This is a genomic window from Millionella massiliensis (genome assembly GCF_900104655.1).
Lineage (GTDB): Bacteria > Bacteroidota > Bacteroidia > Bacteroidales > Rikenellaceae > Rikenella > Rikenella massiliensis.
The window spans coordinates 2,673,534-2,698,876 of the sequence record NZ_FNWD01000002.1; the positions used below are offsets into that span (position 1 = coordinate 2,673,534).

The window sequence follows — 25,343 nt, forward strand, 5'->3', positions numbered from 1 at the left end:
ATTTACGGATGGAGTGCCGGTTGAAAACAAAACGAGGCATTACCATACGTTTGGATGGTAACGCCTCGTTGGGGGATCGCGGTGCGGGCGGTGCGGGGCCGTCCGACGTGCGGGGACGTTTATCGGCTCATCGTGCGCCAGGTCACGGGGCCGTAGCTCCAGCCGCCGTCCGTGACGACATCTTCGACCGACGGGTTGCCTTCGGCCGATACGGTCAGCCGTTTGAGGGTGTATTTACCCTTTTCGTAGTCGAAGCTCTTGCCGTCATCGTCGTAAAGGTCGAACGAACCGCCTTTGGTGCCGTACACCCGTACTTCGAGCGGTTGGCCGGCTTCCCATTCGGCCGTGGTGCGGATGGCGGGGATCATCGGAATCAGCGCACCGTCGCGAACGAACAGCGGAATGCGGTCGAGCGTGCCCTGAATGGTCACTTCGTCACCTCCTTCGGCTACCTGGGCACCGGTGTAGAAGTCATACCATTTGTCTCCGGCCGGGAAAACCACCCGACGTTCCTTCTCGCCGGCAAACAGCGGGGCGACCAGCAGGTCGTTCCCCATCATATACTGGTCGGTCACTTCGCGGATGGTGACCATTTCGTAGGGGTTGTCCGTGGCGTCGAGGGTACCTTTGATTCGTTTCACCTTGCCGTCGAAGCCGTTCATCAGGTTCATGGCGCGGAACGGGGGCAGACCCTCCAGGTAGTACTGGGCGAAAATGGAGTAGAGATACGGCAGCAGCTGCATGCGCAGGGTGGCTACCTCGCGGCAGGCTTCGTACACTTCGGGGAACGACCACGGTTTGGTGCCGTCGGCCCAGGCATTGAGTTGTGCCAGCGGCGAGAAGCAGGTGGTTTGCATGCGGCGAACCCACTCTTCGCCCGAGCCGGAGGCGCGTACTTCGGGGGTCCACAGCACGCCGTTGAAGCTGCTGTTCACAATGCCGGTCACGAACTCCCGGTGGCTGTAGTTGTCGCTGTAGATAACATAGGGGTAGCGTACCGAACCGGCATTGGCGGCGCGAACCTGTCCGTAGGTGCGGCTGTTGCGTGCCCGGTAGGCTTCGTCCAGAATCGACATCATGAGGTTGCCGTAGGTCGATCGCATCTGTTCGGCCGTCACGCCCGACGGAAATTCGGCCACGTCGGGCCACAGCCAGTTGTCGAAACCGTCCACTTCGTCGACTTTGTACCCGCTGATGCCGTAGTCGAGCTGGTGGCGGTCGATGTGCGAACGGAAGATCGAACGCGGTTCGTCCATCGTGTAGTCGGGCACGATGCCGCACCATACGGTGTGGGTGCCGGAGTAGGGGAGCAGCGAGTCGTAGAGGGTGGTTTCGGGAGCGATGTAGGGGTTGCACCACAGGTTAAGCCGGATACCGCGTGCCTGCATCTCCTCGACGAAGGCGGCCGGGGCGGGGAAACGGGTCGAGTCCCATTCGAACGAGCAGGGATAGGCTTTCGAGTGCCAGCCGGGTTCGAGACCGATCACGTCGAGCGGGAAACCGTGTGATTCGAAAGCATTGACTTCGGCCCGTACCATCGAGTCGGTGTAGAGGGTCGGGGTGCGCTGCCAGAAGCCCAGCCCCCATTTGGGCGGGATGAAGCCGCCGCCACACCAGAGGTTGAAGCGCGATACGACGTCGAGCATGTCCTCGCCGGCGAACATCACCAGTTCGACGCCTTCGGCCGGTACGAGGATCTCCAGGTTGTCGGAGTAGGGTTGGGGATTCCAGTTCGGATCGGTGTTCCGGTCCAGTGCCGGCGGCGGGGTGGGGCTGTCGGTACGTACGCCGGTTCCGACCCACACGTCGATGTATTGGGCCGAGTTGATCAGCACGCCGTAGCCGGTCGAGGATACGAAGAACGGTACGGGAGCGTGGGTGCGACCGTTATCCTGGTTGGAGTAGTGGTCGGTGTGCAGGCGCATGATCTGGCCGCGGCGGCCTACGCTCTTGAATTGCAGGCCGAGGCCGTAGATCTGTTCGTCGGGGGCCAGCGGGAAGGTCAGGTAGGTTTTGCCGTCGCGTACCTTGATCTTGATGCGCGAGGTGTCGACCGGGAAGTCGCGGGCGCTTTTCTGGCTCAGCGCATCCATGCGGGGTTGTGCGTGGGTGGCCGTGAGCAGGTTGTAGCTTTCGGGGGTGCCGACTTCGGTGGTCCAGACACCGGGAGCTTCGTTTGTCCACTGGTTTGGGGATACTTTCGTCGGACGACAGCCGGCCAGCATCATTCCCAGACAAACGCACAGAAGTAGTTTTCTTCTCATTTTGTGTAGGGGTGAATGGGTTAGTGGTTTTTACGATATTTCAAAATGGATTGAGGACAAAAATAATAATTTTCCTCAGTCTATTCCATGGCTTTGCACAATGTTTGGAGGAATGAAAAGGTTTGGCGGTATTCAGTTTCGATATTTTCAGGAAAAATGTTGTGTTGAGTGGGGCGCGGTGAGAAGGGGTGTGCAGATAAAAAACAACGGAGAGCATCTGACTGTACAGATGCTCTCCGTTGCTTTTACGGTCGGCGAACCGGGGCCGGTGGGCTGAGCCTGTCAATCGGAACGTTTTTCGTTACACAGGCACCCGATGGGCCGCAGTTCGTCGGGGCTATTCGACGTTGAAACCGGTGATCTTCACCACGGGGGCATTCCCTCGCGTGTCGACATCCTGCCAGTGGATATCGACCTCTTTCTTCTCGCCGGGCAGCAGGGCGAAGTAGTTGTCGGAGTAGAACACGGGCAGGAACTGGTCGCCGTCCTTGTCGCCAACCACGTTCAGGCGGACCATCAGGGCCGGCGTCTGGGTCGGGTTTTCCAACACGACTTTGGCTCTCCAGGTGCCGTCTTCCTCTTTGGAGGTGGTGACGGACGAGGTGAGTTTTACTTTGGCGAGCTGGTTCAGGTACTGATAGTTGTTCTCTTCCAGACTTCTGTGGTAGAAGTTGTCGGAGATCACCTGGCCGTTTTCGATCAGCCACAGTTTGATAAAGTGCACTTTCGAGATGCCGTCCGGGAATTCCAGGTCGATGCATTTGTTGGTCGAGTCCTCTTCGCTGTCGATGGTGACCTCTTTTTCCCAGGCGACCGTAGCGTCCATGTTCAGTACCTGGACTTTGGCGGTCAGCCCTTTGTGCGAGCCGGCGCTGTAGTTGACCACTTCGATCTGGTCGGTGGCCGGGTTCCACTGGATGTGCAGCGGTTCGGAGGCCTTCTTGATGGCGAAGTAGGCGGCTGTCGGCTCGAAGTAGTAGTCGTAGGTCTGCCATACCATCGAGGGCCAGCACGAGTGGCTCATCCACATCAGCAGCCCCATGCGGTTCTTGCTGCGCGATTCGAAGAGACTGCGGTGGCCGTCGTAGTTGACCCACTGGGCCTTTTCGGTGAACTCCTTGGCGTTCTGGGCTTCGCCGTAACCCAGGGCGATGATTTCGTTGAACGAGGTGGCGCCCTGTGCCCCTTCGAGGGTGTAGTCGTGCATCCCCCATTCGTGCGACTGGGGCCACATCCCTTCGGGCGAGTAGGTGCGTTGGAAACCTTCGTAGGTCAGTACGTTGGGCATGCCGCGTTCGCTGTGGAACTTGTCGTTGCCGGTTTCGAGCGTGAAGTAGGTCTTGGCTGGCAGCATCCGGTACGGACCGTGGCCGCTCACCACGTCGTCGGCCGAGCTCGAAATGTAGTGCAGACCGGGATGCTCCTCTTTGACGATGCGGCGCAGGGCGGTGTCGATCACCATCGGCGGGTAGCCTTCGTTGCGGCCGCAGTAGATGCCGAGCGAGGCGTGGCTGCGGATGCGGCGGACGTAGTCTTCGGCATTGGCGATGAACATTTCGGGGTAGTAGGGATCGGGGCCGTCGGCCGGGTTGGCCAGCCAGAAGTCCTGCCAGATCATGATGCCGTGTTTGTCGCAGGCGTCGTAGAGTTCTTCGTCGCCGATCATCCCCACCCAGTTGCGCATGATGGTGAAGTTCATGTCGGCATGGTAGGCGATGGCGATGTCGTATTCGCGGCCGCGATAGTTGAGGTTCGATTCGCTGAAGCCCCAGTTACCGCCGCGGCCGATGAACCGGCGGCCGTTGATGTACATGTTCAGGATGTGGTTGTCTTCGTTGAAGGTCATCTGGCGCAGGCCGACTTTGAAGTCTTTGGTGTCGGACACCTGGTCGCCGACCTTGAAGGTGAAGTTGGCGTCGTAGAGGTTCGGGGCTCCGTAGCCTTTGGGCCACCACAGACGCGGATGCTCGATGTTGAGCTGCTGGTAGGCTTCGGGGGTGAAGATGACGGTGCGTTCTTCGCCGGCGGCCAGTTCGACGGGTTGGCTGAAGGTGACGTCACCGACGCGACCTTCGAGCACACCCTGCACCGGAGCGGCGTCGTGGTTCTTCACGATCACTTCGGCGGTCAGTTTGGCCGAGGTGGTGTCGGGCAGCGGCAGTACGGTCTCAACCAGCGGGTCGGCCACGGTGACCGGACCGGTCGTGGTCAGCGTCACGTCGTTCCAGATACCGATGTTGCGGCCGCGCATCGTGGGGATCCAGTCCCAGCCGATGGTGGCGTGGAAGGTGGGGTTGTCGGCGCCCAGGATACCGCCGTTGAAGTCGGTGCTCTGTTTGTTCTTCTCTTTGATGGCGCCGATGTGGTTGTTCTTGATGATCTCCACGGCCACGACGTTCCGGCCGGGAACCACCAGGTCGGTCACGTCGAACTTGCCGCGGATGAAGGCGCCTTCGAGGCGACCGGCCTTCTTGCCGTTCATGTAGACGTTGGCTTTCCAGTTGATGCCGTCGAAGTTCAGGAAGACGCGGTCTTTCTTGAAGTCGGCCGGCAGGTCGAATTCGTCGCGGTACCAGAAGTTCGAGTAGAAGAACGATTCCGAGATGCAGAGTTGGTTGTCGGCATAGTTGGGGTTGGGGATGGCGCCGACGTTCTTGTAGCTGCTCAGTACGGTGCCGGGTACGGTCGCAACGACCCAGTTGTCGGGCTGGAAGGCGGGGGTGGAGATCTCTTCGCCCGAGGCCGAAACTTCGGAGGCGCGCTGGATTTTCCAGTTGCCGCCCGAGAGGACGATTTTGCCGGCTTCGGCGGCGGGTTGGGCCACGGGACGTGCCGTCAGGCCGCCTTTACCCATGACTTCCATCTCGCTGAGGATGTAGTGTTTCGTGCCGGCGGTCTGTTCCATCAGCACGCGCACGTAGCGGGCTTTGCCGTCGACGGCGATTTCGTCGGTCAGCGACTCACCGCCCGGCAGCTGGGCCACGTCGGTCCACTGTTTGGCGTCGTTCGAGGTCTGGATTTTGCCTTTGGCGGCTTTGTCGACCCAGTGCAGGATGACTTTGTCGAACGTAGAGATGCTCCCCAGATCGACATAGACCCACTCTTCGCCGTCTGAGGCGCTCATCCAGACGGAGTTGAAGAATTGCGAGGGTTTCATTTCGACGATCTCCTGCTGGGCCAGGAAGTTCATGTCCATGATGGTCCAATAGGCGGCGCCGGGCATCTTGAAGCAGACGCGGTAGTAGGCGTAGTCGCCGCTCTTGTCGAGGGTGAGGGTCTGGTCGATGTTGCGCACGGGCATGTCGCCAGCTTCGCTCTGCTTGTTGGGGTCGGAGTGCATCTTGAACGATGCGGCGGTGCCGGGCAGACCGCTGCCGCTCGCCTTGCCGAGCTCTTCCCACGTCTGGCCGTCGTTGGAGCCCTGGCAGATGATTTCGTATCCTTTGCCGGCTTTAGCGGCGTCGTAGGTCACCGTACCGCGCAAGTAGACCTGATCGGCCTGTTTGCTGTAGTTGTTCAGTACGTATTCGAAGTAGGTGTCTTCGCCGATGGCAACGTTGCGCGAGTAGGGACCCTGATCGATCATCCACTCCCGTTCGCGGCGGGGTTTCTCGCCGTCGGGGGTGAACAGATTCAGGTATTGGGGCTCTTTTTCGGTAATGATACCGTCGGTGATCAGTTGCGACACGAGGTTGTAGTCGTGGCTCGACGACTGGTAGGCCGCACGGAGCAGGGCGATGTTCCGGTAGGTTTGGTCGGGTAGCAGCTCCGGCGAGAAGTCTTCGGCCGGGGAACCGGGATATTGGCCGATTCCACGCGTGTAGTAGTCCGAGCGTTCGAATGATTCGGTCGATGCTCCGGCTCCGGCGCAGCTCCACAGTACGGCGGCGGCACTGGCGGTGACCAGTCCGCAGAGGGTAAGTACCTGGGTGGTTCGTTTGGTTTTAGTCCTTGCCTTCATTTATTGAGTTGGTTATTGTAATAGTCGGTGGGATGGGGTGGTTTGTCGTTTTGCTTTGCTGGGCGGAGGATTCACTGTGTGTAGTCCCCGTCGCGGCAGTGCGAAACAAACTTTCCAAAGTTAGCAAGTAAAATTAAGTATAAGTTTTTGTTTCTGCAATCCCTTTTCCGGGTACAACCCTTTTTGTACGGGGCGTACGGATAGTGGAGGCGGGCGGTGGTTTTGCGTGCGGAGATGTAGCAAAGCGTATTGGTCGATGATGGAGGGCTCTGTGGAGAAAATGTGTGGGGTTAATAGCTTGAGAGTCGAAATTGAAGAAGTGAATATGTACTGTTGGATAGGGGTACTACCATTCCATTGGTTGCAGCGTATTGCCTGCTATGCGGTGGGGAAGTCTCTGTCGATTTGCTGGCTGATATTGGTGTACGATGCGGTGGGTTCGGAATTGGCGAATGTAGAAATAAAAAAAAGAGTCGCGATCATTTCGCAACTCTTTTTGGAAGCTCCTCGACAAGTATTCGTCGTTTTATTCGGACCTCAATGCCTTGATCGGATTGGACGAAGCCGTGCGCCAACTGTGGATCCCGACGGTCAGGGTGACAATCATCAAAACGATCAGCCCGGCCACTGCGAAATACCACCAATGCAATCCGATCCGGTAAGGATAAGCCTGAAGCCATCGATTCATGAAAAAATAGGCGATAGGGGTCGCAATGACGAAAGCGATCGCTATGTAGCCCAAATAGCCCCGGATAAGCAGCACGACGGTTTCCGGTACTTCGGAGCCGTACACTTTCCTGACGCCTATCTCTTTACGGCGCTGCGTATTGGAATAAAGGATCAGCCCGAACAGCCCGAAACAGGCGATGATGACGGCAAAGACGGAGAACAGTGAAAAAATGACCTGATACTTGGTCTCCGCAATGTACATCATACGCAGTACTTCGTCCAGAATCACAATATTTGAAGAACTGTCCGAAGAACTGAACTTTTTGTAGATCTTCTTCAGGTCGTCCATAAGTTGGATCATGTTGTCCATCGAATGTACTCGTACCCTCAGGTTGAGTATTCCACGCGGATAATCGTTGACAACGTTGATCATCAACGGATCAATGCTGACGAGCAGGGTCCTGGAATTGAAATTTTTGCAGACTCCGCTTACTCCCACTGTCGGAACCGAACCATCCGGATTGATTGAATGCACTTTAGAATTGACCCTCAATTCCAACGGATCATCCACATTCAGCGCATTCATCGCTGCCTCGTTAAAAACGACATAACCGTACTCCTGCGGTAAAACGGGCACACGCCCCTTTACCATCTCAATGCCGAATGTAGAGAAGAATGCCGTATCGGCATACATAAATTTAACATATATCGGTTTCTCCTCCCCATAATGGTCTACTGTTATCTTATCTGCCCCGTCTTCTTGAAAACCGACTATGTTCGAGGTGGTCGAGAAGCTCTCTACGTTCGGCAAAGCCCTTATTTCCGAAAGAAATGCCTGTTTTTGGCGTGTGATGGACGCATCCATCCCCACGCATATCAACTGATCCCGGTCGAAGCCCGTGTCGTGATTACCCAGATAATTTTTCTGTCCCGTAATAACAAGCGTACAGGCGATCAGGGCAATGGCCGCGGTCAGCTGGAACACGATCAGCACCTTTCGGAACATGACCACGCCGAAGCCCGAACGTACCCGGCCGACATAAAGGGCTTGAACCGGGTCCACATTGCTCAGATAGAACGCCGGATAACTGCCCGCCAGACAACCCACCGCCACGCTGCCCCCGATCAGCAGCAGCCATTCCCACCCGTGCGTCATCTGGATCTGAGGGTACGGGACACCGACGAAAGCGCCGAAAAGCGGAATCACCATATTATCCACGATAATCGCCAACAACATGGCGATGAAAGCAATCAAGATGGATTCTGTCAGGAATTGGACGACCAGCGATCGGCGCGTAGCCCCGTTGACCTTGCGCAGTCCGATTTCCCGGGACCTCCTCATGCCGCTGGCCGTGGACAAGTTGAAAAAATTGATGATCGCCATCAACAGAATCACACAGCCTATCGCGATCATCGTCATCACTTTTCCGTATTCTCCCCCTTTAAAATAGCTCCATAGTTGCAACCGATCGAAATAAAGCTCCGTAAACGGATACAAAACGACCTTGTCGACCTCGAAGTCCGTCAAGTTCCCGTTACGCTCAACCACATCCTGCATCTTTCGATTCAGGGCATCCACATCGCTGCCTTCGGGAAGTTTGGCGAATATTTCGTACGCCCCTGCTCTCCAATACTGACCAATGGTCGAAGTTCCATAAGGTTGCGACGGATTGATTCGAAACAGGGCCGAAAACCGGATCGACGAATTGACCGGAATATCCGCAAGCACGGCGGTAACAACATAAGAATTATATCCACCCCATCCTATGGCCATTACCGTCTGCCCGATAGGATCGGAGTTTCCGAAAATCGCCTTTGCAGTACTCTCCACTAAAGCTATTGACCGGGAATTCGGCAACGGATCCTCCGCATTCCCGGCTATAATCGGAAAGGTAAATATCTTGAAAAAATCCGGATCCACAGCCAAATAACCGGATTCCATAGCAACCTGCTGTTTCTCATTCCATCTAATGAGATACCGATTTTTTACCCATACCACATTGGTAATCGTCTGTAATTCGGGTACTCCCGCTTTGATTGTCGTGGCGAGCGGATAGGGAGCAGACCAACAGCAGATTTTATATATCTGATTGACATCTTTATGGAATTTATTGACCGAAAGCTCCCGATAAACATACAATCCGACCAGAACGACTGCGGACAAAGCCACTACAAAACCGAGAATATTAATGATCGAGTGGAACCGGTGTTTGACTATGGATTTCCAACCCGCACGCAAATTCGTAAAAAACATCATATGGCTTAATCTTGATTTTGGAATTATATATGTTCCAAATATAATAATATTTTTCAGAAATACAAAAAAATATTATTTTTAAAAAAATTAACTAAGAGAAGTATTCATTCTTGATTTTATCTGAGTTTAAAAGCGTACATCGCACGCATTTTAGACAACAAACAATGAAGATAAGATCCTCTTGGCGCTGTCGAAAGAACCGGAAGCCAATATCCCTGTCTCCCCGGAAGAAGCCGAGATCGAAGCTATGTGCTATCCTCGGATTCATCATTGTAAATTTACTGATCAGCCTGAAGACGATATAGCTATTGGCAGGCATACCAGAGCAGTAAGGGGTTGGCGTTCTGCCAACCCCTTACTGCTCTGGTATTTCACAAAGTGCCATCGGTGGCTCTGCCACCGAATCCCCGAAGTATTTTACCCGGGAACGATGAACAAAGATAATTCACTAAATTGGGAATAATAAAAAACTTTGTATATATTTACATCAACATGCTCACCCCGCTTCCCGTCAGATCAGCGCGCTCAGGGTGAGCTTTTTTATATCCCAATGTGCCGTATTTCATACTCTAAACAACTGAAATATTTCTCGGACCAAATAACCCTGCTAAAACAGCGGGGGTTAATATTCCTGGATGAGGCCCAAGCTCTGCATCTGTTACAAAACATCAGGATCCGTTCCCTCCGAGTTGGATTACCTTAGAGATCTCTTCTCTCGGGACATTATCTATTTTGTATGCCTCTTTTATCCCATGTCAAGCAAAAAGAGACATTGCAATTGTCTTTTTCTTCTGAAGACAACTCTTTATATTCTTCATACTTTATCGTGACCTTTGTTTCCTTCTCAACACACGTAAACGTTGTCAGTAATACAGGGAATGATTTAGCGCCTTTCAACACCGAGACTAACGGCTGACCTGGTGCATTCAAACGTTGCAACGCAGCGAAAGTACAAAATCGAGCTACAGGATAACCTTCTTTCTCGCAGTGCATCAACAACATCATTGCATTCATCCCGTTATACTCTCTTCCTGCAAGATTCCATGGCTACTGCAAGGTATTTTCAGCAAACCAGGGTTTTTGCCAGTCCGTGCTTATGGTTTCGATTTTCTCAATCGTCATTTGAGAAAATAATTCAAGAGTTTTCGTAATCTCGGTGCTTAGTGCCTAACTGTTAAGGTTTAGAGTTTTTGTTTTCCCCTTATGTGGCGTGGTGTCAGCGGGAAAACTTTTTGATATGGCAATGAAAAGGAGCTGTGGCGCACCGGCATCATCCGTGCCCGGGGCACGGACATAGAGCCTCCGGCGAAAAATACAGAAGCCCGCCTGGGCAAGGATGATTTTTCGCCGGAGGTGATGCAAGATCAGCCAGAGATCCTACTTTCGCCGTATCAAAAAGGAGTTCCAGCCGGCGTCCACAAGAGGGAAGGAAAGTCCGTCCTTCGGCCGCTTGCGGCGCTCAGTATTTGCCGAGCTCGTCGGTCGACGGTCGCGTCCTGAAGAAAAGAGACCCAAAAGGGAAAGGGATGTGACGTTGTATTATGATAGAATGATACCGGTTCTCGGTACCGAGAATCGGCCTGATCTACTCGGCGAGAAAAACGAAACTTTCGGCAACCAGTGTCGCAGCCGGGCGCCGTCCTGCGAAGCCGGCAGATCCGTCCGGCGAGAAACTCGGAACTTTGGAGTATTCAATATATAAACAATCCCCCGAAATTCATTATTTAATTACACGAGATTTAACCCGAAGCAAAACCACAACAATATGTAGCACATGCAATAACAATAATTTTGCATAAAACTTTTTAAGAACATTAAATCAATTATTTATTATATTTACACAAATTTTTTTACACATTAGTTTTGTCACCCCTGTCTCACATATATTTACTTTAACCTCAATGTTGTATGAATAGAAAGCTATTCACTTACATGCTGTTGATCGCCATAGCCGGAGTGGTGCTATGGGCGTGCCAGCACGAAAGGTTCAGCCACAGCGACGAACCTTACAGTCAACCCGATCTGACGGTTAGCGAAGCGCAGCAGATTTTCGAACAGCAATACGCTGAATCGTTGCCGTACATGACCAAATCGACCGGCGCAAACCGGCAGGTATGACACCGGGTGCGTTTACCCCATTCTGGAAAAAAGCCCGGCTTGGTGCTAACAAAGAGATGAGCGGGGCAGACGTTCCGATCGATCCGGAATACATATTTGTAGCCGTATTCCAGGAGGTCACGGCCGACGGCGACACCATCCGTCGAAGCGTTGACATCACACAGAAGCTGGTTATCAAAAAGTGGCGCGACACTACCCAAGGAACAGCCTTCAGCTATATCGCGACCATTGTCCCCACCCCCGACTGCTACGCCAAACACAAGGACATCGGCAAAGTATTTCAGTATGGCGGCGACAAAGGTGATTTCTCCGGTTTTGTGGTATACCAGACCTTTGACGGCACTCCGGTAGCTATCAGTCGTTACCGTGAAGGTCAGGTTTCACGCTATGAATACTTTCCGCAAATTACCGAGAAGAATATCGACAGCGTGGCCACCGTCATGAACGAAGTGATGGGCGACAACGTATCGTTCCAGTCCGGCACACCGAAGATGTTTGCCATCGGCGTAGAGAACACGGATGATCCGCAAAAATTATACAAGACCGAAGAAGTTGTAGTTGTTGGCCATCGTTCCAATCCGTGGACCATCAAGATTTACTATCACCCCATCGGAATTCCCAACCCTTCCGATTTTCCGTTGTATGAATCACCAATTATTGACCCTAATCCCGGTGGAGGCGGTGGTGGCGCGATCGGAGGAGAAGGAAGCGTTGACTCAAACAAAAAGCCAGATAGATTTACCCGACAATGCAACAATACCGAAACTTCCGGGAAATCCGCATCTGGTAAACTGTACGACATGCTCACGCATTGTAGTAAAAACAGTTATATAAACAACAGCATCGGATTTTCGGATTTCAAAGCAGCCATAACCAGTCGCAACACCGTTGAACACGGAACGACCTTACAGGGATACGTGGATTCTGAAGGCGTAGTGCTGACCCCGTTGGAAACGGCTCCAAATTCAGATGCATTTCTGAATCTCAGAACATCAGAACATACGATTGCCATGCTTCACAGTCATCCCGTTTCCCATGCGACCCAACCGTCTGAAACCGATATCTTGACTTTGGCACAATCATTGGAGGGTTGCCCCCATATGCAGGCAAGTTTTATTTTTGTCGGCACGGACGTCTATTGCCTACAGGTTGTCGATCCTGCCAAAGCCAAAGCCTTTGGCAAAGCTACTGTGATCGATGACAAGGGTCATTTCAGTAAGAACTGTCCAGCAGGGACAGCTTGGTATGAGGCTGTAGATCGCTTCAGTGACATGGACGGTTTTTCCGAGAATGAGCAAGCGTGTGCTCAATTCGCATACGTATTGAATAAGACAGATGCAGGTATAGTCCTTTCCCGAAAAGGCGTCAATGCTGCCACATTTCAGGCATACGGAGTTCGGACCAACAAAAAAGGCGAATACTACCCCTCCATATGCCAATAAACCACTAAAAAAGGACAATCATGAAACGTTTGATTTTATCATTGCTAGCTCTGGGTTGCATCACCCTGGCGCAGGCACAACAGAAAACAACACTCGCAGAGTGCAACGGAGATACCGTTGCCTATCTCAAAAAAAATTTCGTAGAAGGCAAGCAACGTTTTATCGGGCAACCTGTCTCGCTCATATTGGACGAGTGGAGAAGCCAACTTCCCGTTGGAAAACTAATCTTCGCTTCAACAGGGTGGCAGCAGGATAAAAGCAAAGCACATCTGATTAATGGTATTGTCCTGTATTTTATTACCAATGAAGAGCTGGGATTAAGAGACATGCAAAAAAAACCATATACCATACTCAACATCTCCCTGGCTCCCCCATACCATGATAATATACGGGATATTTATCATCTTCGAGATTCGGAAAACGAAGCTCTCGGACCTAAATTATATGACCGAATCAAAGATTACATCGTTACTGATGTAAGTGATTTTGAGATGAGGAGACAATAGAAACTGACATTCCCGGCTTGGAGCCGTCATTTTTTGAGACAGGCGACGGACCAAGCCGGGAATTACATTCATGGAAGGGCCATGAAACGCTTGATTTTATCATTGTTAGCCCTGGGGTGCATCACCCTGGCGCAGGCACAACAGAAAACAACACTCGCAGAATGCAACGGAGATACCGTTGCCTATCTCAAGAAAAATTTCGTAGAAGGCAAGCAACGTTTTATCGGGCAACCTGCCTCGCTCATATTGGACGAGTGGAGAAGCCAGCTTCCCGTTGGGAAATTAATTTTCGGTTCAACAGGGTGGCAGCGGGATAAAAGCAAAGAAGACCTGATTGATGGTATTGTCCTGTATTTTATTACCAATGAAGAGCTGGGATTAAGAGACATGCAAAAAAAACCATATACCATACTCAACATCTCCCTGGCTCCCCCATACCATGATAATATATGGGACATTTATCATCTTCAAGATTCGGAAAACGAAACACTCGGACCTAAATTATATGACCGAATCAAAGATTACATCGTTACTGATGTAAGTGATTTTGAGATGAGGAGACAATAGAAACTGACATTCCCGGCTTGGAGCCGTCATTTTTTGAGACAGGCGACGGACCAAGCCGGGAATTACATTCATAGAATGGCATGAAACGAGTGCGCAACACGCGCTCTATTTTGTGTTTTGTGTTACATTTGTTCCACCATACCACCACAATGTATGGAATCTCATTAAACTAAAGAGATACGTATGTCGATGATTCCGACTCGACATATCAGTGCTTTCCCACAATGTCTGTTCGGTCTGGTACTCATCTGCTGGCCACTGCTCGACACCGACCCGGCAAACGCTATCACCCCCCGAAGGATCGGCCTTGGGAGTTGCCTCGTGCTACTCCTTGTCAGCTCCATCGCACTGCGTAGACGCCCCATCCACGGCCAACCAACAGACTGGGCCATGCTGGCCTGCGCGTTATGGTACACCGGCCGGGCCGTCTGGTCCGATACCCCGCTTGACCCGTACGACCTGCTGAACAGTTTTATCCTGCTGTGCAGTTACGCATGGTGTCGACTGGAGGGAACCCGTATCGTGCTACCTGCGCTATTTCTGTCCGGCGTGATCCAAAGCATCGTGGCACTGGCGCAGTGTGCCGGGACGACCGCGTCCCGACACTCCTACTACGACCTGACCGGTTCATTTCCCAATCCCGGTCCGCTCGGCGGGTGGCTCTGCATCGCCACCCTGGCTGCCCTGATACTCAGCCAACGTGCGTGGCAGACACGCAACCTGCTACAAATCGTACCACTCTCCCTGGGAAGTCTCATTCTTGCCGGGACACTGCTGCTCACCGACTCCCGCGCCGCATGGCTGGGCGTTGTTGCCGGTGCATTCGTTTGGATCGGCACCCGGCGATTCCGCCACAGACCTCTGCTTTTCATCAGTATGGGCCTCACCCTGCTGCTCGGTACCACATTCCTGTACCATTACAAGAAGGAATCTGCCGACGGCCGACTTTTCATCTGGCATGTGTCGGCCGAATGGATCGCAGAGCGACCGATCGCCGGCCACGGTATCGGGAGTTTTCAAGATCAATATATGTTTGCCCAGGCCGGCTATTTTGCCCGGCATCCCGCCTCGTACGGTCGGCAAATCGCCGATCAGGTCGACCGCCCCTTTAACGAATGGATCGGCATCGCCTGTGAGCAGGGAGCGATCGGCACGCTACTCAGCCTGCTGCTGTTCGGATTGGTGTACAGAGCGAACAGGGGGAGCACCGTTCTGGTGCTGCTAACCGGATTGATCGTATTCGGACTATTTTCCTACCCGTCGGCTTTCCTTTCGTTCGGCATGGTACTGGGCGCATTGCTGGCCGGTTGCCCCACCGACGGCCCGAGTGACTCCTGTCGGAGGTTATCGCCGGGAATTTCGGGCGCAGTCTGCGCAATCATACTGGCCACTGGAGGCGCAGTGCTTGGTACCGTCTATCGGAACGGTTCGACCGAGCGGAGCCGATATATACGATTGCGCGAAGCATCGCTGGAGATACAGAAGCCGCAAATCGACATTCCACGACTCGAAACACTGGCAAGCCGGCTGCCGATTGCCGAATTCTATGTAGATTTGGGCGACCGGCTGCTCGACCGCCAAGAGATCGAGCGGGCGAAACACTACTACCGGCAGGCCATGCAGATGATCCCTTCACGCCTACGTCCGTACGACGGTCTGTTTCGGGCCTACCTATCAGCCGGTCAGACCGACTCCGCCACCCGGATCGCCCGACACATCGTTGCCATGCCCCTGAAGGTCAGCAACACCACAACGATTCGTATTCGACACCAGGCAAAGGAGTGGCTGGAACGACAACCACGGCTCTTTCCTGAAAATTAGTCTCGATCCGACGGAGCCGCCTGTCCTCCCGAAAATGGACATTCAGATACATTATTACGCTATATTTTACTATATTCGTGTATGAAACGACCTCTTCTTATACTTACCGTAGGAGTGTCCGCAACACTCACCCTGGGCAGTTGCCAAAATGCCCTGCGCCAGGCTCGCCAGGCGGCCGAAGCGACCGCAAACCCCGAGATGCACCGCGTGGTCGAACACTTCCGCGACGACCCCGAAAAACTGCGGGCTGCTACCTACCTGTTTGAGGGACTCTCCGACCACGGGACCCATACATTCGACCTGATCGACGTCTCCGGCCAGCCGACCCGGTTCAACCTGTATCGTCCAGGCGTCACCTCGGGCAACTACCAGTCGCTGCTCGACTCGGCCCGCCTGACCCTCCGCCGCCGCACCGAAAGCGACGCCCAGACCATGACCGCCGACTACATGATCCGAAACATAGACCAGGCATTCGAGAGCTGGCGCAACAATCCCTGGTCTCGCAGCTACTCCGATTCCCTGTTCCAGGCCTACATCCTGCCCTACCGAATCGACGCCGAAGAATTGACCGACTGGCGGAGCTTTTTCCAGGCACGATACACCCCGATGGTTGACACGCTGACCGGTCCGAAAACCGTCCGCAACGTGGCCCGGATGATCATCCGCGACCTGCGCAGCTGGTATGGCTTTCACCCCGAAGCCCTGATGCTCAAACCGATGCTCACCCCCCAAGAGGCCCTGGAGTATCACTGGGGCGAGTGCAATTCGATAGCCAGCATGTACGTGCTGGCCTTTCGCGCCATGGGGATAGCCGCCACCAAAGATGTCATCCCGATTTGGGGCAACTCGAACGGCGGACATGCGGAAGCGGTCTATTTCGACGAAGAGGGCAATCCTGTGATGCTCGACACCGGAGCCTGGCTGGGGGCCAATCCGCCCAAGGTCTATCGGGTGGAGTTCCACCGCCTGTCCGATGCACGTAATGTGCTCGGAAATCCGCATTACCGCGACGTCACCGCCGACTACGTAGCCACGAGCTGCCTCTCGGTGCCTTTCAACGACGCCCCTGCCGACGGGGAACACCCGACGCTGGCCGTCTTCCGGAACGACCGTTGGCAACCGGTCATCCTCGCAGCGCCTGGCCAGCCGACCGTTTATCAAGGAGAGTCCGCGTCGCCCACCTCTGCGACAGAGCGGCAGGGCAGCCCGGCATACCGTTTCGAACAGGTCGGCCGCTCGATTCTCTACCTGCCGGTCTATGCCATGGGGCGGTCGGTACGGTTGGCCGGCCAACCGTTTCAGTTGGACGCACGCGGCAATATTCAGCGTTTCACCGATTCCGACACCTCGCAGCGCGTGGAGGTCGACCTGACCACGCTGATCCGCCCGCAGGACCTCGACACCCTGCATTACGAAGATTACCAAGTGGCCTACTGGTTCGGCGGCGAGTGGCGGCCAAGCGAAACTCCCATCCGCCGGCACCCCGGCGCAACGCCTCAGCAGACCACCTACAGCGTCACCCATGTTCCGCGCCGCAGCCTCTGCCTGCTGGTCGACCGCCACAGTGGCAAGAGTTACTTCCGTCGTATTTTCAACAGCTGGGACAGCATTCCGGAGCGGTTCTGACCTCCGCCACAACCGGAGATTACAATAGCCATCGGATTCAAAAACTAATATGTGCGGTGTCCCATTCGCCGACGCAAAAAGAGCAGAGGGAAGCAGTCCCAAGTTAACCTCTTCGACCAGAAACACTCATCCAGAAAAAACACATATGGTTCGTATAAAATTGTAAACTTCCACTACATTCCAACACACAAGAAGGGGGAATGTCAAAGCCCCGATAAATATAATACCACTCTTGTAACCTATAAGTCTACGACTGTTTTTTAGAGACGATTATTATTCAGAATTTGTATATAATATGAAAATTAAATCTAAAAAATCTGTCTTGTTTTATTCAAATCTATACCACACCTTTGGTTATTCATGACTTACGAAAACAAAAAAGTTTATCGGATATGATCCGAGTTGTGTGCGAATTGTGCGTGTCATCAACAAAAAGTTACGAAGAGCTCCTTAACTATTGATTTTGCAGGAACAATTGGATTTGAACCATCGCCCCCCTGATTAAGACGTAGGGTTCGGAGGCCGGGGATGCGCAGGTAACAGGTAAGGCGGCGAATCACATGAAGGGGTCTATTGTTCGAGTTTGAGTTTCGGGAGCGAGTGGACGATCTTCATCGTTTCGAGCGAGAGGGTGATGACCCTCAGCAACAGGTTGTGGATGTACAGGTGGTCGTTGTGCTCGCGACACCAGTCGTTCGGATCGTTCGTAATCTGGCTGGCCTGGTCGGTTTTCACCGCATAGCGCTCTATGACCCACTCGATGGCCGACTTGCCGTTCACCACGTATTCGCAGGCTTCGAGAGGTATGTCTTCGATGATGATGGCGTTGTTGAAAATGATGACCGATTTGTCGGCTGTTTTGCTGTTCTATTTGCCGAAACGCTTTTTTTCGACCCGGTAGTTTATTTCTTCGCCGTACATCGAACGGTCGTCCATCGAGTAGAGTATGGCGGAATTTTCTTCGGCGCATTTCTTCGTCTCGTCGGTGTAAAGGCGAGGCGTGGCAGTCATATACAAACGGCGGGTGGCTCGCAAAAAATCGTTGTTATGTGCCCGTACAAAGGCGCTCTCTTTCTCATCCTTGAGCGTTACGCCGGTCGTTCGGTGTGCTTCGTCACAAATGATGAGATCGAACGTACCGAAGGCATCGTCGGTCTCTGCGAGCAGCTGTTCTTGGGCTCGCGAAATGACGTCGATGGATTGGTAGGTCGAAAATACGACGGTCAGCCCATCGGCATTGCGTCGGCGTGCATGCTGCAACTGCTTGACGATTGATGGTACATCGGTCGATGCGAGCATGGCCAAATCGACAATGCTTGTCAGGTTGTCGTCGTTTTTTTCGGCTTGCTTCGATACCTGAGGGTCGGAACAAATACAAATTGCCGTCGGGGGCTTCTGAGCTTGCTGCATCCAGGACCGTAGTGTCTGGTCCAGCAGGGCAATCGATGGTACCAGAAACAGTACCAATCCCCGGCCTCCGGTTTCGTTCTCGGCAATTCGTAACGAGGTGAAGGTTTTACCTGTACCGCAGGCCATAATAAGTTTGCCGCGGGAATGGACCGGGCGGCCCGTGTCTGGATCGAACTGAAAATATGTGTGGGTCTGATCGATTGCTACCTGTTGGTGCTCTTTTATTACGAGGGGTTTGGAGCGTGATGCCTTGCCGAAAATTCCCTGTTCAAAACTATTCCAGTCAACATTGTCGTTTTCGAGATCGATGAGGTTCATACGTGTCACCGGAGGATTCTGGTTCCGTATAGTCTGCTCTGCCGTGCTATTCCATTTGTTTGTCGTCGAAATCCATAGTCGTTGTACGAAGCCGGTAGTGCCGGTATCTGTCTCGAAAAATTTACTCGATGTGGATAGGAAACTGTCTACCTCGGGCTTTGTGATAACTGCATCCGCCACATAGTATTTACACTGTATTGCCCAATATTCGCCGTCGATGGTACGTGCCGCAGGTCAATACCCGTGGCATCCTTCCGAGCTGATTGTGATACGAAAATTCCATCCATAGCCACACCTCTTCAAAAAGATTAGCGTATAGAACTGTGGTTTTTAGGTAGGCCTGCATCAGGCGTTCGAAACGGTCTCCTTTATCGCGTTCGGAGAGAGCCTATCTACGAAACTTATTGAGTATCTGTGTTAAAAATCGTCATAGCAAAATAGGTCTAATAACAAATAGTGAATTGGGGATAAATAAGAGGAAGAAACGTGTTGGTTTTGTAAAAGAGTTAATTCGATAGATTATCGTGCGGGTTCGAATAGGTTTGAACTTTTGAAAAGACAATGTTTGAGAACGATAATTGCACCCAGATGTGGGATATTTTAGAATTTCGCAGACAAGTTCATTTCGCGAGTTGTGTGCAAATTGTGTGTTCCATCAACGAAAAAGGGTTACGGAAAACTCCATAACCCTTTGATTTTTAAGCTCCTCGACAAGGACTTGAACCTTGGACCCCCTGATTAACAGTCAGGTGCTCTAACCAACTGAGCTATCGAGGAATATGTCGTTTGTCAAACTCGCCCTCTCTCTTTCGTGTCCCCCTCTCTTTCTTTGACGTTGCAAAGGTAAGTAAAAAATCGTTACCTCCAAAAAAATGAGTGAAAAAATTTAATTTTTTTTTGCGGAAAGTCGATTTAGCTTCGGTCGTAGATGAAGGGTGGAACGGTGTGCGTCGCGTCCCAGTTACCCCAACGCTCTGAAATATAATCGAGTATGCGGGCAACGCCCTCCGGGGTCGGCTCCGTGACCAGCTTTGCGCGTGTTTCCCGAAAATCGGGCAGTCCTTTGAAATAACTGCTCAGATGGCGGCGCAGTTCCAGTACGCCGGTGCGCTCGCCTTTCAGTTCGACTGATTTGGCGAGGTGTTCGCGGGCCAGTGCCACGCGTTCCAGAACGGTCGGTTGGGGAAGCTCCTCGCCGGTGTCGAGGTAGTGGCGGATTTCGCGGAAGATCCACGGGCGTCCGAACGTGGCGCGGCCGATCATCAGACCGTCGACGCCGTAGCGCTTTAACATTTCGGCAGCTTTGGGACCGGAGTCGATGTCGCCGTTGCCGATGATCGGGATATGGATGGCGGGATTGTTCTTGACGGCTCCAATCAGGGTCCAGTCGGCCTCACCGCGGTACATTTGGGCGCGGGTGCGTCCGTGTATGGTGAGGGCTTCGATGCCGACGTCCTGAAGCCGGAGGGCGATCTCTTCGATGTTTTTCGTTTCGTCGTCCCACCCCAGACGAGTCTTAACGGTCACGGGCAGCCGGACGGCCTGTACGATCTGGCGGGTCATCTCGACCATCTTCGGCACGTCGCGCATCATGCCGGAACCGGCACCCCGGCCGGCGATCTTCTTGACGGGGCAGCCGAAGTTGATGTCGATCACTTCGGGGCCGGCGGCTTCGGCCATGCGGGCTGCTTCGACCATCGGGGCGATCTCGTTGCCGTAGATCTGGATGCCGATCGGGCGTTCGCTGTCGTCGATGGCGAGTTTGGCGAGCGATTTGCGGGCGTCGCGGATCAGGCCGTCGGCTGAGATGAATTCGGTGTACATCATGTCGGCACCGAATTTCTTGCATATATAGCGGAAGGAGGGGTCAGTGACGTCCTCCATAGGGGCCAGAAAGAGCGGGGTCTGCCCCAGGTCGAGATCTCTGATTTTCATAGGCGGGTGCAAAGGTAGCGTCTGCGGGCGGAGCTTCCAAATATGCGAGAAGCGGGACGCTGTGGTTGCAGCGTCCCGCTTCGTGGCTGGTTGTGGCCGGTCGCTGACGTCGCTCGCGGGACGTGCGGTGCGGCGGCCGGTGGGGTTATTGCAGGATGATGTCGCTTTGGCCGACCATTTGACCGTCGACGTATACCATGGCGGTATATTTGCCTGCGTAGAGGCCTGATGCGTCGTAGTAGATGCTCATGGGCAGGTCTTCGCCCTGATAATCGACGGCGCGTTTGGCTGAGTAAGCGTAGTTTTCGCCTTCGAAGGTGAAGTTGCCACCATCGGGCGAACCGAGAATGTCACCGTCGGGGGTGATGATGCGCACGTAGACGGTACGTTCGCCGGGGGTGGCGAGTTCGTTGGCCGAGAGTACGAATTCGGTCACGAGTTTTTCAGTCTGTTTAGCCTTCTTGACGAGTTTGTTGCGTTTGTTGTAGGGTTGCAGTACCACGTCGCGGGCGCGGAGTTGCGAACCGCGTTTGAGCATGTTGTCCTGTTCCTGGACGCGTTCTTCGGCGGCTTCGGTACGCAGACGCAGCGAGGACATCTCTTTCTTGTAGCGGAGGTTTTCGCCTACGAGCTGCTGGTTGAGCCGGTTGAGCGAGTCGATCTGGCGGACGAAACCTTGCATGGCGGTGCGGAGGGTTCCGAGTTCACGCTCGTATTTCTTGATTTTGGAGTAGTTCCAGCTGCGTTCTTTTTTGAGTCGGTCGAGCAGTGAGTCGGCCACGTGGCGTTGTTGCATCAGGGCCACGTTCATGGTGTCGTTGTCGACTTTCAGTTGCCCCATCTCGCCGAGCAGAACGGTCAGTCGGTTGGTCAGCGTGTCGCGTTCTTCGGTCAGTCCGGCTTCATTTTGTTTGAGTTCCTGGACCTGGCGCCAGAAGAAGAAGGAGATAACGGCCAGTACGGCCAGCAGAATGATAATGGCGATTTTGAGTCCTTTGATCGAACTGCCTCCTTCCGGCTGCTGCGGGTAGTCGTTGTAGTCGTAGTCGGTTTCGTTATATTCCATAACTTCTGTTTTTAGTCGAGCGGTGGGTGCTCTTTGGGGTGAGCGGCAAATTACGTGCCTAACTTGCTTTTCGGGCTTCGGGCCGGGGTTAGCTGCCGATGGGGGCAGGCGGTTTCCGGCGATGGGCCAATGTGTGGCAGCCCTTGCTGCCCGTACATTTTGGGTGCAAGGTATGGAAAAATTCGGATACAAAAAACTTTTTTTCTCGGCGCAATAGTTTTTTCCCGAAAGGGTGATGAGTTTTTGATTTTATTGAAAATTGAGTTTCGTTTTGTGATGTTTTTTGCTAACTTGCGCCGGAATTTTGCAAACCCTGTAGTGAAATTTTGATTATCTTTTTCTGACCAATGACTATTAAAACTTCCATTTTGGGTCCCGTTACGGACGAGGGAATGAGTGTGGTGGCATACAAGGCTTTCATGCTCAAACGACGGATCATTCTGGCGCTGGCGACCGAAGGCGATTGTACGATTGCCGACCTCTCGCGCATTCTGAACGTGAGCAACCCGACCATCACCAAACTGGTCGGCGAACTGATCCATGAAGGGTATGTCCGCGATCTGGGTAAAATCGAAACCGGTGGCGGCCGTCGGCCCTGCGCCTACGGTCTGGTGTCCGATTCGGGCTACTTCCTGGGGGTGACCATTCAGGACGACAGCGTGGGATTCGGGGTGATCGATCTCAATAAAAATACCGTTACGGTGCAACAAAACGTCCCGTTTTCGTATCATACCAACACTCAGTTCATCGATACGCTCACGGAACGGATTAACGAATTTATCGCGACACTCGGCAATGCACGCGATAAAATTTTCGGAATGGGCATCACCGTCAAAGGGCGTGTCGATGCGGCTTCGGGCGTGATTTACAACGCCATGAATGCCGACGGTTATCCGCTGGCCCGCATCGTGCGCGAGAAGACCGGGCTCGAAACCATTGTCGAAAACGACACCCGGGCCATGACCTATGCCGAATACCTCAACGGGGACAGCAGTGCCGTGCAGAACGCCCTGTTCATCAACGTCGGCCGCGGTATCGGTGTGGGGATCATCGTTCGCGGCAAACTCTATTACGGAAAATCGGGTTTCTCCGGCGAGTTTGGCCACATCCCCTTCTTCGATAACGAAAAGATCTGCCAGTGCGGTAAAAAAGGGTGCCTCGAAACCGAAGCGTCCGGGATGGCGCTGGAGACGATTTTCGCAGAACGGATGCGCGAGGGTGCAACCTCGATCCTCTCGTCGAAGTTCCACAGCGGCGAGCAGGTAACCATGCACGACATCATCGATGCGGCCAAGAATGACGACGTGCTGTCGATCGATTTGATCACCGGTATCGGCGAAAAGCTCGGTCGCGGTATCAGCGTGCTCATCAACCTCTTTAACCCGGAATTGGTGGTGATCGGCGGTCCTCTTTCGGAGGTCGGCGACTACCTGATGCTGCCGATTCGTACGGCGCTGAACAAATACTCGCTGCGGCTGGTGACCCGCGACACCACACTGCGTCTCTCCACGCTGGGCGATACGGCCGGCATCCTGGGAGCCGCACTGCTGACCCGCAACCGGATGCTCGGCATCCTTTAGTGCGCTCGGCACCACCCGGTGACCTGAATATGACAGAACGGGGCGAATCGAACCTTCGATTCGCCCCGTTCTGTCGTTCGGATAGGCATCCGCGGGTGCGGGGAGATGATTCGTGCTACCGGGATTGTTCGATCAGCCGCAGCGTGGAGGGCTCGACCGGAGCCCCGTCGCGTTTGCGGTCGCGGTTGGCCGGGTAGGTTTCCCACTCCAGCCGGTAGGTGCGGTCTTCGGGCAGCGAAGTCCCTTCGTCCAGAGCCTGACGCGGATATTTGCGCAGTTCGGTCGGATTCTCCTGTGCGATGTCGTTCTGGACGTCGGCTTCGGTGTTCTGTGTTTCGTGGGCGACGACCTGCAGGCTCTCCTCGTCCACCAGCCAGTAGCCTGTGCCGTACTGGGAGTGTCGGTAGTCGATGCGGACCTGTCCGTCGTCCTGCGGCCGGGCCGGGAAGATCTTGATCGGGAAGGTGCCGAGACTGCCGTAACCCTGGAAGTCCCAGCGGTAGTTCCAGTCGCTCAGTTGGGCGATTTGCCACCGGTCATCTCTCCAGCGGGCCACGTAGGCCTGCGAGTTGCCGGCCGAGTCGTATTTATAATAGGTAACCAGCGGACGGTTTTGGTGGTCGAAGCCGATATCCTCCGCGCCGTTGATGATCCCGCCGCGTACCGGAATCGGATCGATCCACAGCACCGAGTCGGCGATCGTGATGGGCAGGGTGACGGCCTGGCCTCCGACGCTCTCCCAGTGGACCATGTCGCGGCTGCGGGCGTACGAGAGATGGTGGTTGGTGGCGCAGTCGGGCGTGTCGCGCCACACCCACAGCATGTGGTAGTAGCCGTCGGGTCCCATGGCCGGGCCTATGGGGTAGGCGTTCATGGCCCCTTCGCCGTCCAGCAGCGGGGTGTCGAGCAGGCGGCTCCACTGGTGGGTCGTGTAGTCGTACTGGTTGTAGATCATGTTTCCGTCACCGCTGCCGCCGTCCCGGTACTGGAAGATCAGTGTGCCGTTCGGGCCGTCCATAAAGCGCGGGTAGGTCACGCGCGATTCATTCTGGCCGGTCATCCGGTGGATCTCGCGGAACGAGGTGATGTCGTGCGGACGCTCGGTGCGGAAATAGACCAGCGGTGTGGCGTGCATGTTGCCGCTCAGGTGGATCATACCCTCGCGGTCGACCTTCATGGCGATGTAGTTGTGAGTGTCCCAGCCGATTTTGCTCGGCAATTTCTGGTACTGCCACCGATCTTCGTCCAGCCGGCGGGCGGCGACGGTCATTACGTGGGCCGAGTCGTAATAGGCGACATACTGGTACGGTTCAGCGGTGACGAGCGAAAAACCGACCGGAAAGTCGGCTACGACGCGGTCAACCTCCAGCGTGCGTTCCTGTGGCTGGGAGGCGCATCCCGTTGCGGAGAGCAGGGCGGCGCAGGCAAGTATGTGAATCCATTTCATGGTTGAATACGGGTTTTGTGGGTGATTGCTTAGAAAGATGGGGGTCTGAAAAAACAGGGTTGAGGGGGAATGGATTTCCTCAAAGAGCGGAAAGTGAGCGGGGTGGAGTGGCTGAAGGGCCGACCGCTCCGTCCATTCGGTTTGGGGGCGCGGAGGGTCGCGTGACCGAATGATGTCTCATTGTAGTTACAGCAGTGGTATCATGCGGCCGAAGCAGTACGAAAGGCCGGATCGCGACCTTGTCGTGGTGCAACGGATGTATTACGATTGTGGTGGCGGGCGGAGCACGGCATGACGGGTGGGGCGTGGTATGGCGGAAAGGGTACGGCGGCCGTTACGCAGGCTTTACCTCAACT

Annotated in this window: 14 protein-coding genes, 1 tRNA gene and 2 pseudogenes; 7 read left to right on the plus strand and 10 right to left on the minus strand. The window is 54.1% G+C overall.

Features of this window, described 5'->3' with window-relative positions; all coding sequences use genetic code 11:
• Positions 1–119: 119 nt before the first annotated feature.
• From BQ5379_RS10205 to BQ5379_RS11075, 4 genes and pseudogenes are all read right to left on the minus strand, one after another.
• Positions 120–2,264, minus strand: coding sequence for a TIM-barrel domain-containing protein (locus tag BQ5379_RS10205; RefSeq protein WP_071135336.1), 2,145 nt, complete (start codon positions 2,262–2,264; stop codon positions 120–122).
• A 337-nt stretch (positions 2,265–2,601) separates the two neighbouring features.
• Positions 2,602–6,225, minus strand: a complete 3,624-nt coding sequence (locus BQ5379_RS10210) for a glycosyl hydrolase 2 galactose-binding domain-containing protein (protein ID WP_071135337.1) — start codon at positions 6,223–6,225, stop codon at positions 2,602–2,604.
• A 526-nt stretch (positions 6,226–6,751) separates the two neighbouring features.
• Positions 6,752–9,151: an ABC transporter permease gene (locus BQ5379_RS10215; RefSeq protein WP_071135338.1), complete on the minus strand. Its 2,400-nt coding sequence runs from the start codon at positions 9,149–9,151 to the stop codon at positions 6,752–6,754.
• Positions 9,152–9,919: 768 nt separating this feature from the next.
• Positions 9,920–10,303: pseudogene (locus tag BQ5379_RS11075) on the minus strand (ArdC family protein); the annotation flags it as partial.
• A gap of 756 nt (positions 10,304–11,059) precedes the next feature.
• Here BQ5379_RS11075 and BQ5379_RS10225 point away from each other — a divergent pair.
• From BQ5379_RS10225 to BQ5379_RS10250, 6 genes are all read left to right on the plus strand, one after another.
• Positions 11,060–11,269 carry a hypothetical protein gene (locus BQ5379_RS10225; RefSeq protein WP_143039453.1) on the plus strand — a complete coding sequence of 70 codons (210 nt, stop codon included), beginning with the start codon at positions 11,060–11,062 and terminating at the stop codon, positions 11,267–11,269.
• A complete protein-coding gene (locus tag BQ5379_RS10230; RefSeq protein WP_071135341.1) occupies positions 11,266–12,711 on the plus strand; it encodes a hypothetical protein in 1,446 nt (481 codons plus the stop codon). The genes BQ5379_RS10225 and BQ5379_RS10230 overlap by 4 nt, the downstream gene beginning before the upstream one ends.
• 20 nt (positions 12,712–12,731) lie before the next feature.
• Positions 12,732–13,217: a hypothetical protein gene (locus BQ5379_RS10235; RefSeq protein ID WP_071135342.1), complete on the plus strand. Its 486-nt coding sequence runs from the start codon at positions 12,732–12,734 to the stop codon at positions 13,215–13,217.
• Between the two features lie 81 nt (positions 13,218–13,298).
• Positions 13,299–13,784, plus strand: coding sequence for a hypothetical protein (locus BQ5379_RS10240; protein ID WP_143039454.1), 486 nt, complete (start codon positions 13,299–13,301; stop codon positions 13,782–13,784).
• Between the two features lie 183 nt (positions 13,785–13,967).
• Positions 13,968–15,605 (plus strand): O-antigen ligase family protein, encoded by a 1,638-nt coding sequence (locus BQ5379_RS10245; RefSeq protein WP_083377710.1) that lies wholly within the window; start codon positions 13,968–13,970, stop codon positions 15,603–15,605.
• Positions 15,606–15,686: 81 nt separating this feature from the next.
• On the plus strand, positions 15,687–17,231 hold the full coding sequence (locus BQ5379_RS10250) for a hypothetical protein (RefSeq protein WP_143039455.1): 1,545 nt from the start codon (positions 15,687–15,689) through the stop codon (positions 17,229–17,231).
• A gap of 570 nt (positions 17,232–17,801) precedes the next feature.
• Here BQ5379_RS10250 and BQ5379_RS10255 read toward each other — a convergent pair.
• The 5 genes and pseudogenes from BQ5379_RS10255 to BQ5379_RS10275 form a co-directional block, all read right to left on the minus strand.
• Positions 17,802–18,077: pseudogene (locus tag BQ5379_RS10255) on the minus strand (type ISP restriction/modification enzyme); the annotation flags it as partial.
• Between the two features lie 21 nt (positions 18,078–18,098).
• Positions 18,099–19,178: a restriction endonuclease gene (locus BQ5379_RS10260; protein ID WP_262493675.1), complete on the minus strand. Its 1,080-nt coding sequence runs from the start codon at positions 19,176–19,178 to the stop codon at positions 18,099–18,101.
• A 484-nt stretch (positions 19,179–19,662) separates the two neighbouring features.
• Positions 19,663–19,736, minus strand: a tRNA-Asn gene (locus tag BQ5379_RS10265).
• Between the two features lie 135 nt (positions 19,737–19,871).
• A complete protein-coding gene (gene dusB, locus BQ5379_RS10270; protein ID WP_071135348.1) occupies positions 19,872–20,894 on the minus strand; it encodes a tRNA dihydrouridine synthase DusB in 1,023 nt (340 codons plus the stop codon).
• Positions 20,895–21,039: 145 nt separating this feature from the next.
• Complete coding sequence (locus tag BQ5379_RS10275) at positions 21,040–21,960, minus strand: hypothetical protein (RefSeq protein ID WP_071135349.1); 921 nt, start codon at positions 21,958–21,960, stop codon at positions 21,040–21,042.
• A 347-nt stretch (positions 21,961–22,307) separates the two neighbouring features.
• Here BQ5379_RS10275 and BQ5379_RS10280 point away from each other — a divergent pair, with 347 nt between their 5' ends.
• Positions 22,308–23,540 (plus strand): ROK family transcriptional regulator, encoded by a 1,233-nt coding sequence (locus BQ5379_RS10280; protein WP_071135350.1) that lies wholly within the window; start codon positions 22,308–22,310, stop codon positions 23,538–23,540.
• Positions 23,541–23,655: 115 nt separating this feature from the next.
• Here the strand turns inward: BQ5379_RS10280 and BQ5379_RS10285 are convergent, their stop codons facing one another.
• Positions 23,656–24,987, minus strand: coding sequence for a BNR repeat-containing protein (locus BQ5379_RS10285; protein WP_071135351.1), 1,332 nt, complete (start codon positions 24,985–24,987; stop codon positions 23,656–23,658).
• Positions 24,988–25,343: the final 356 nt, after the last annotated feature.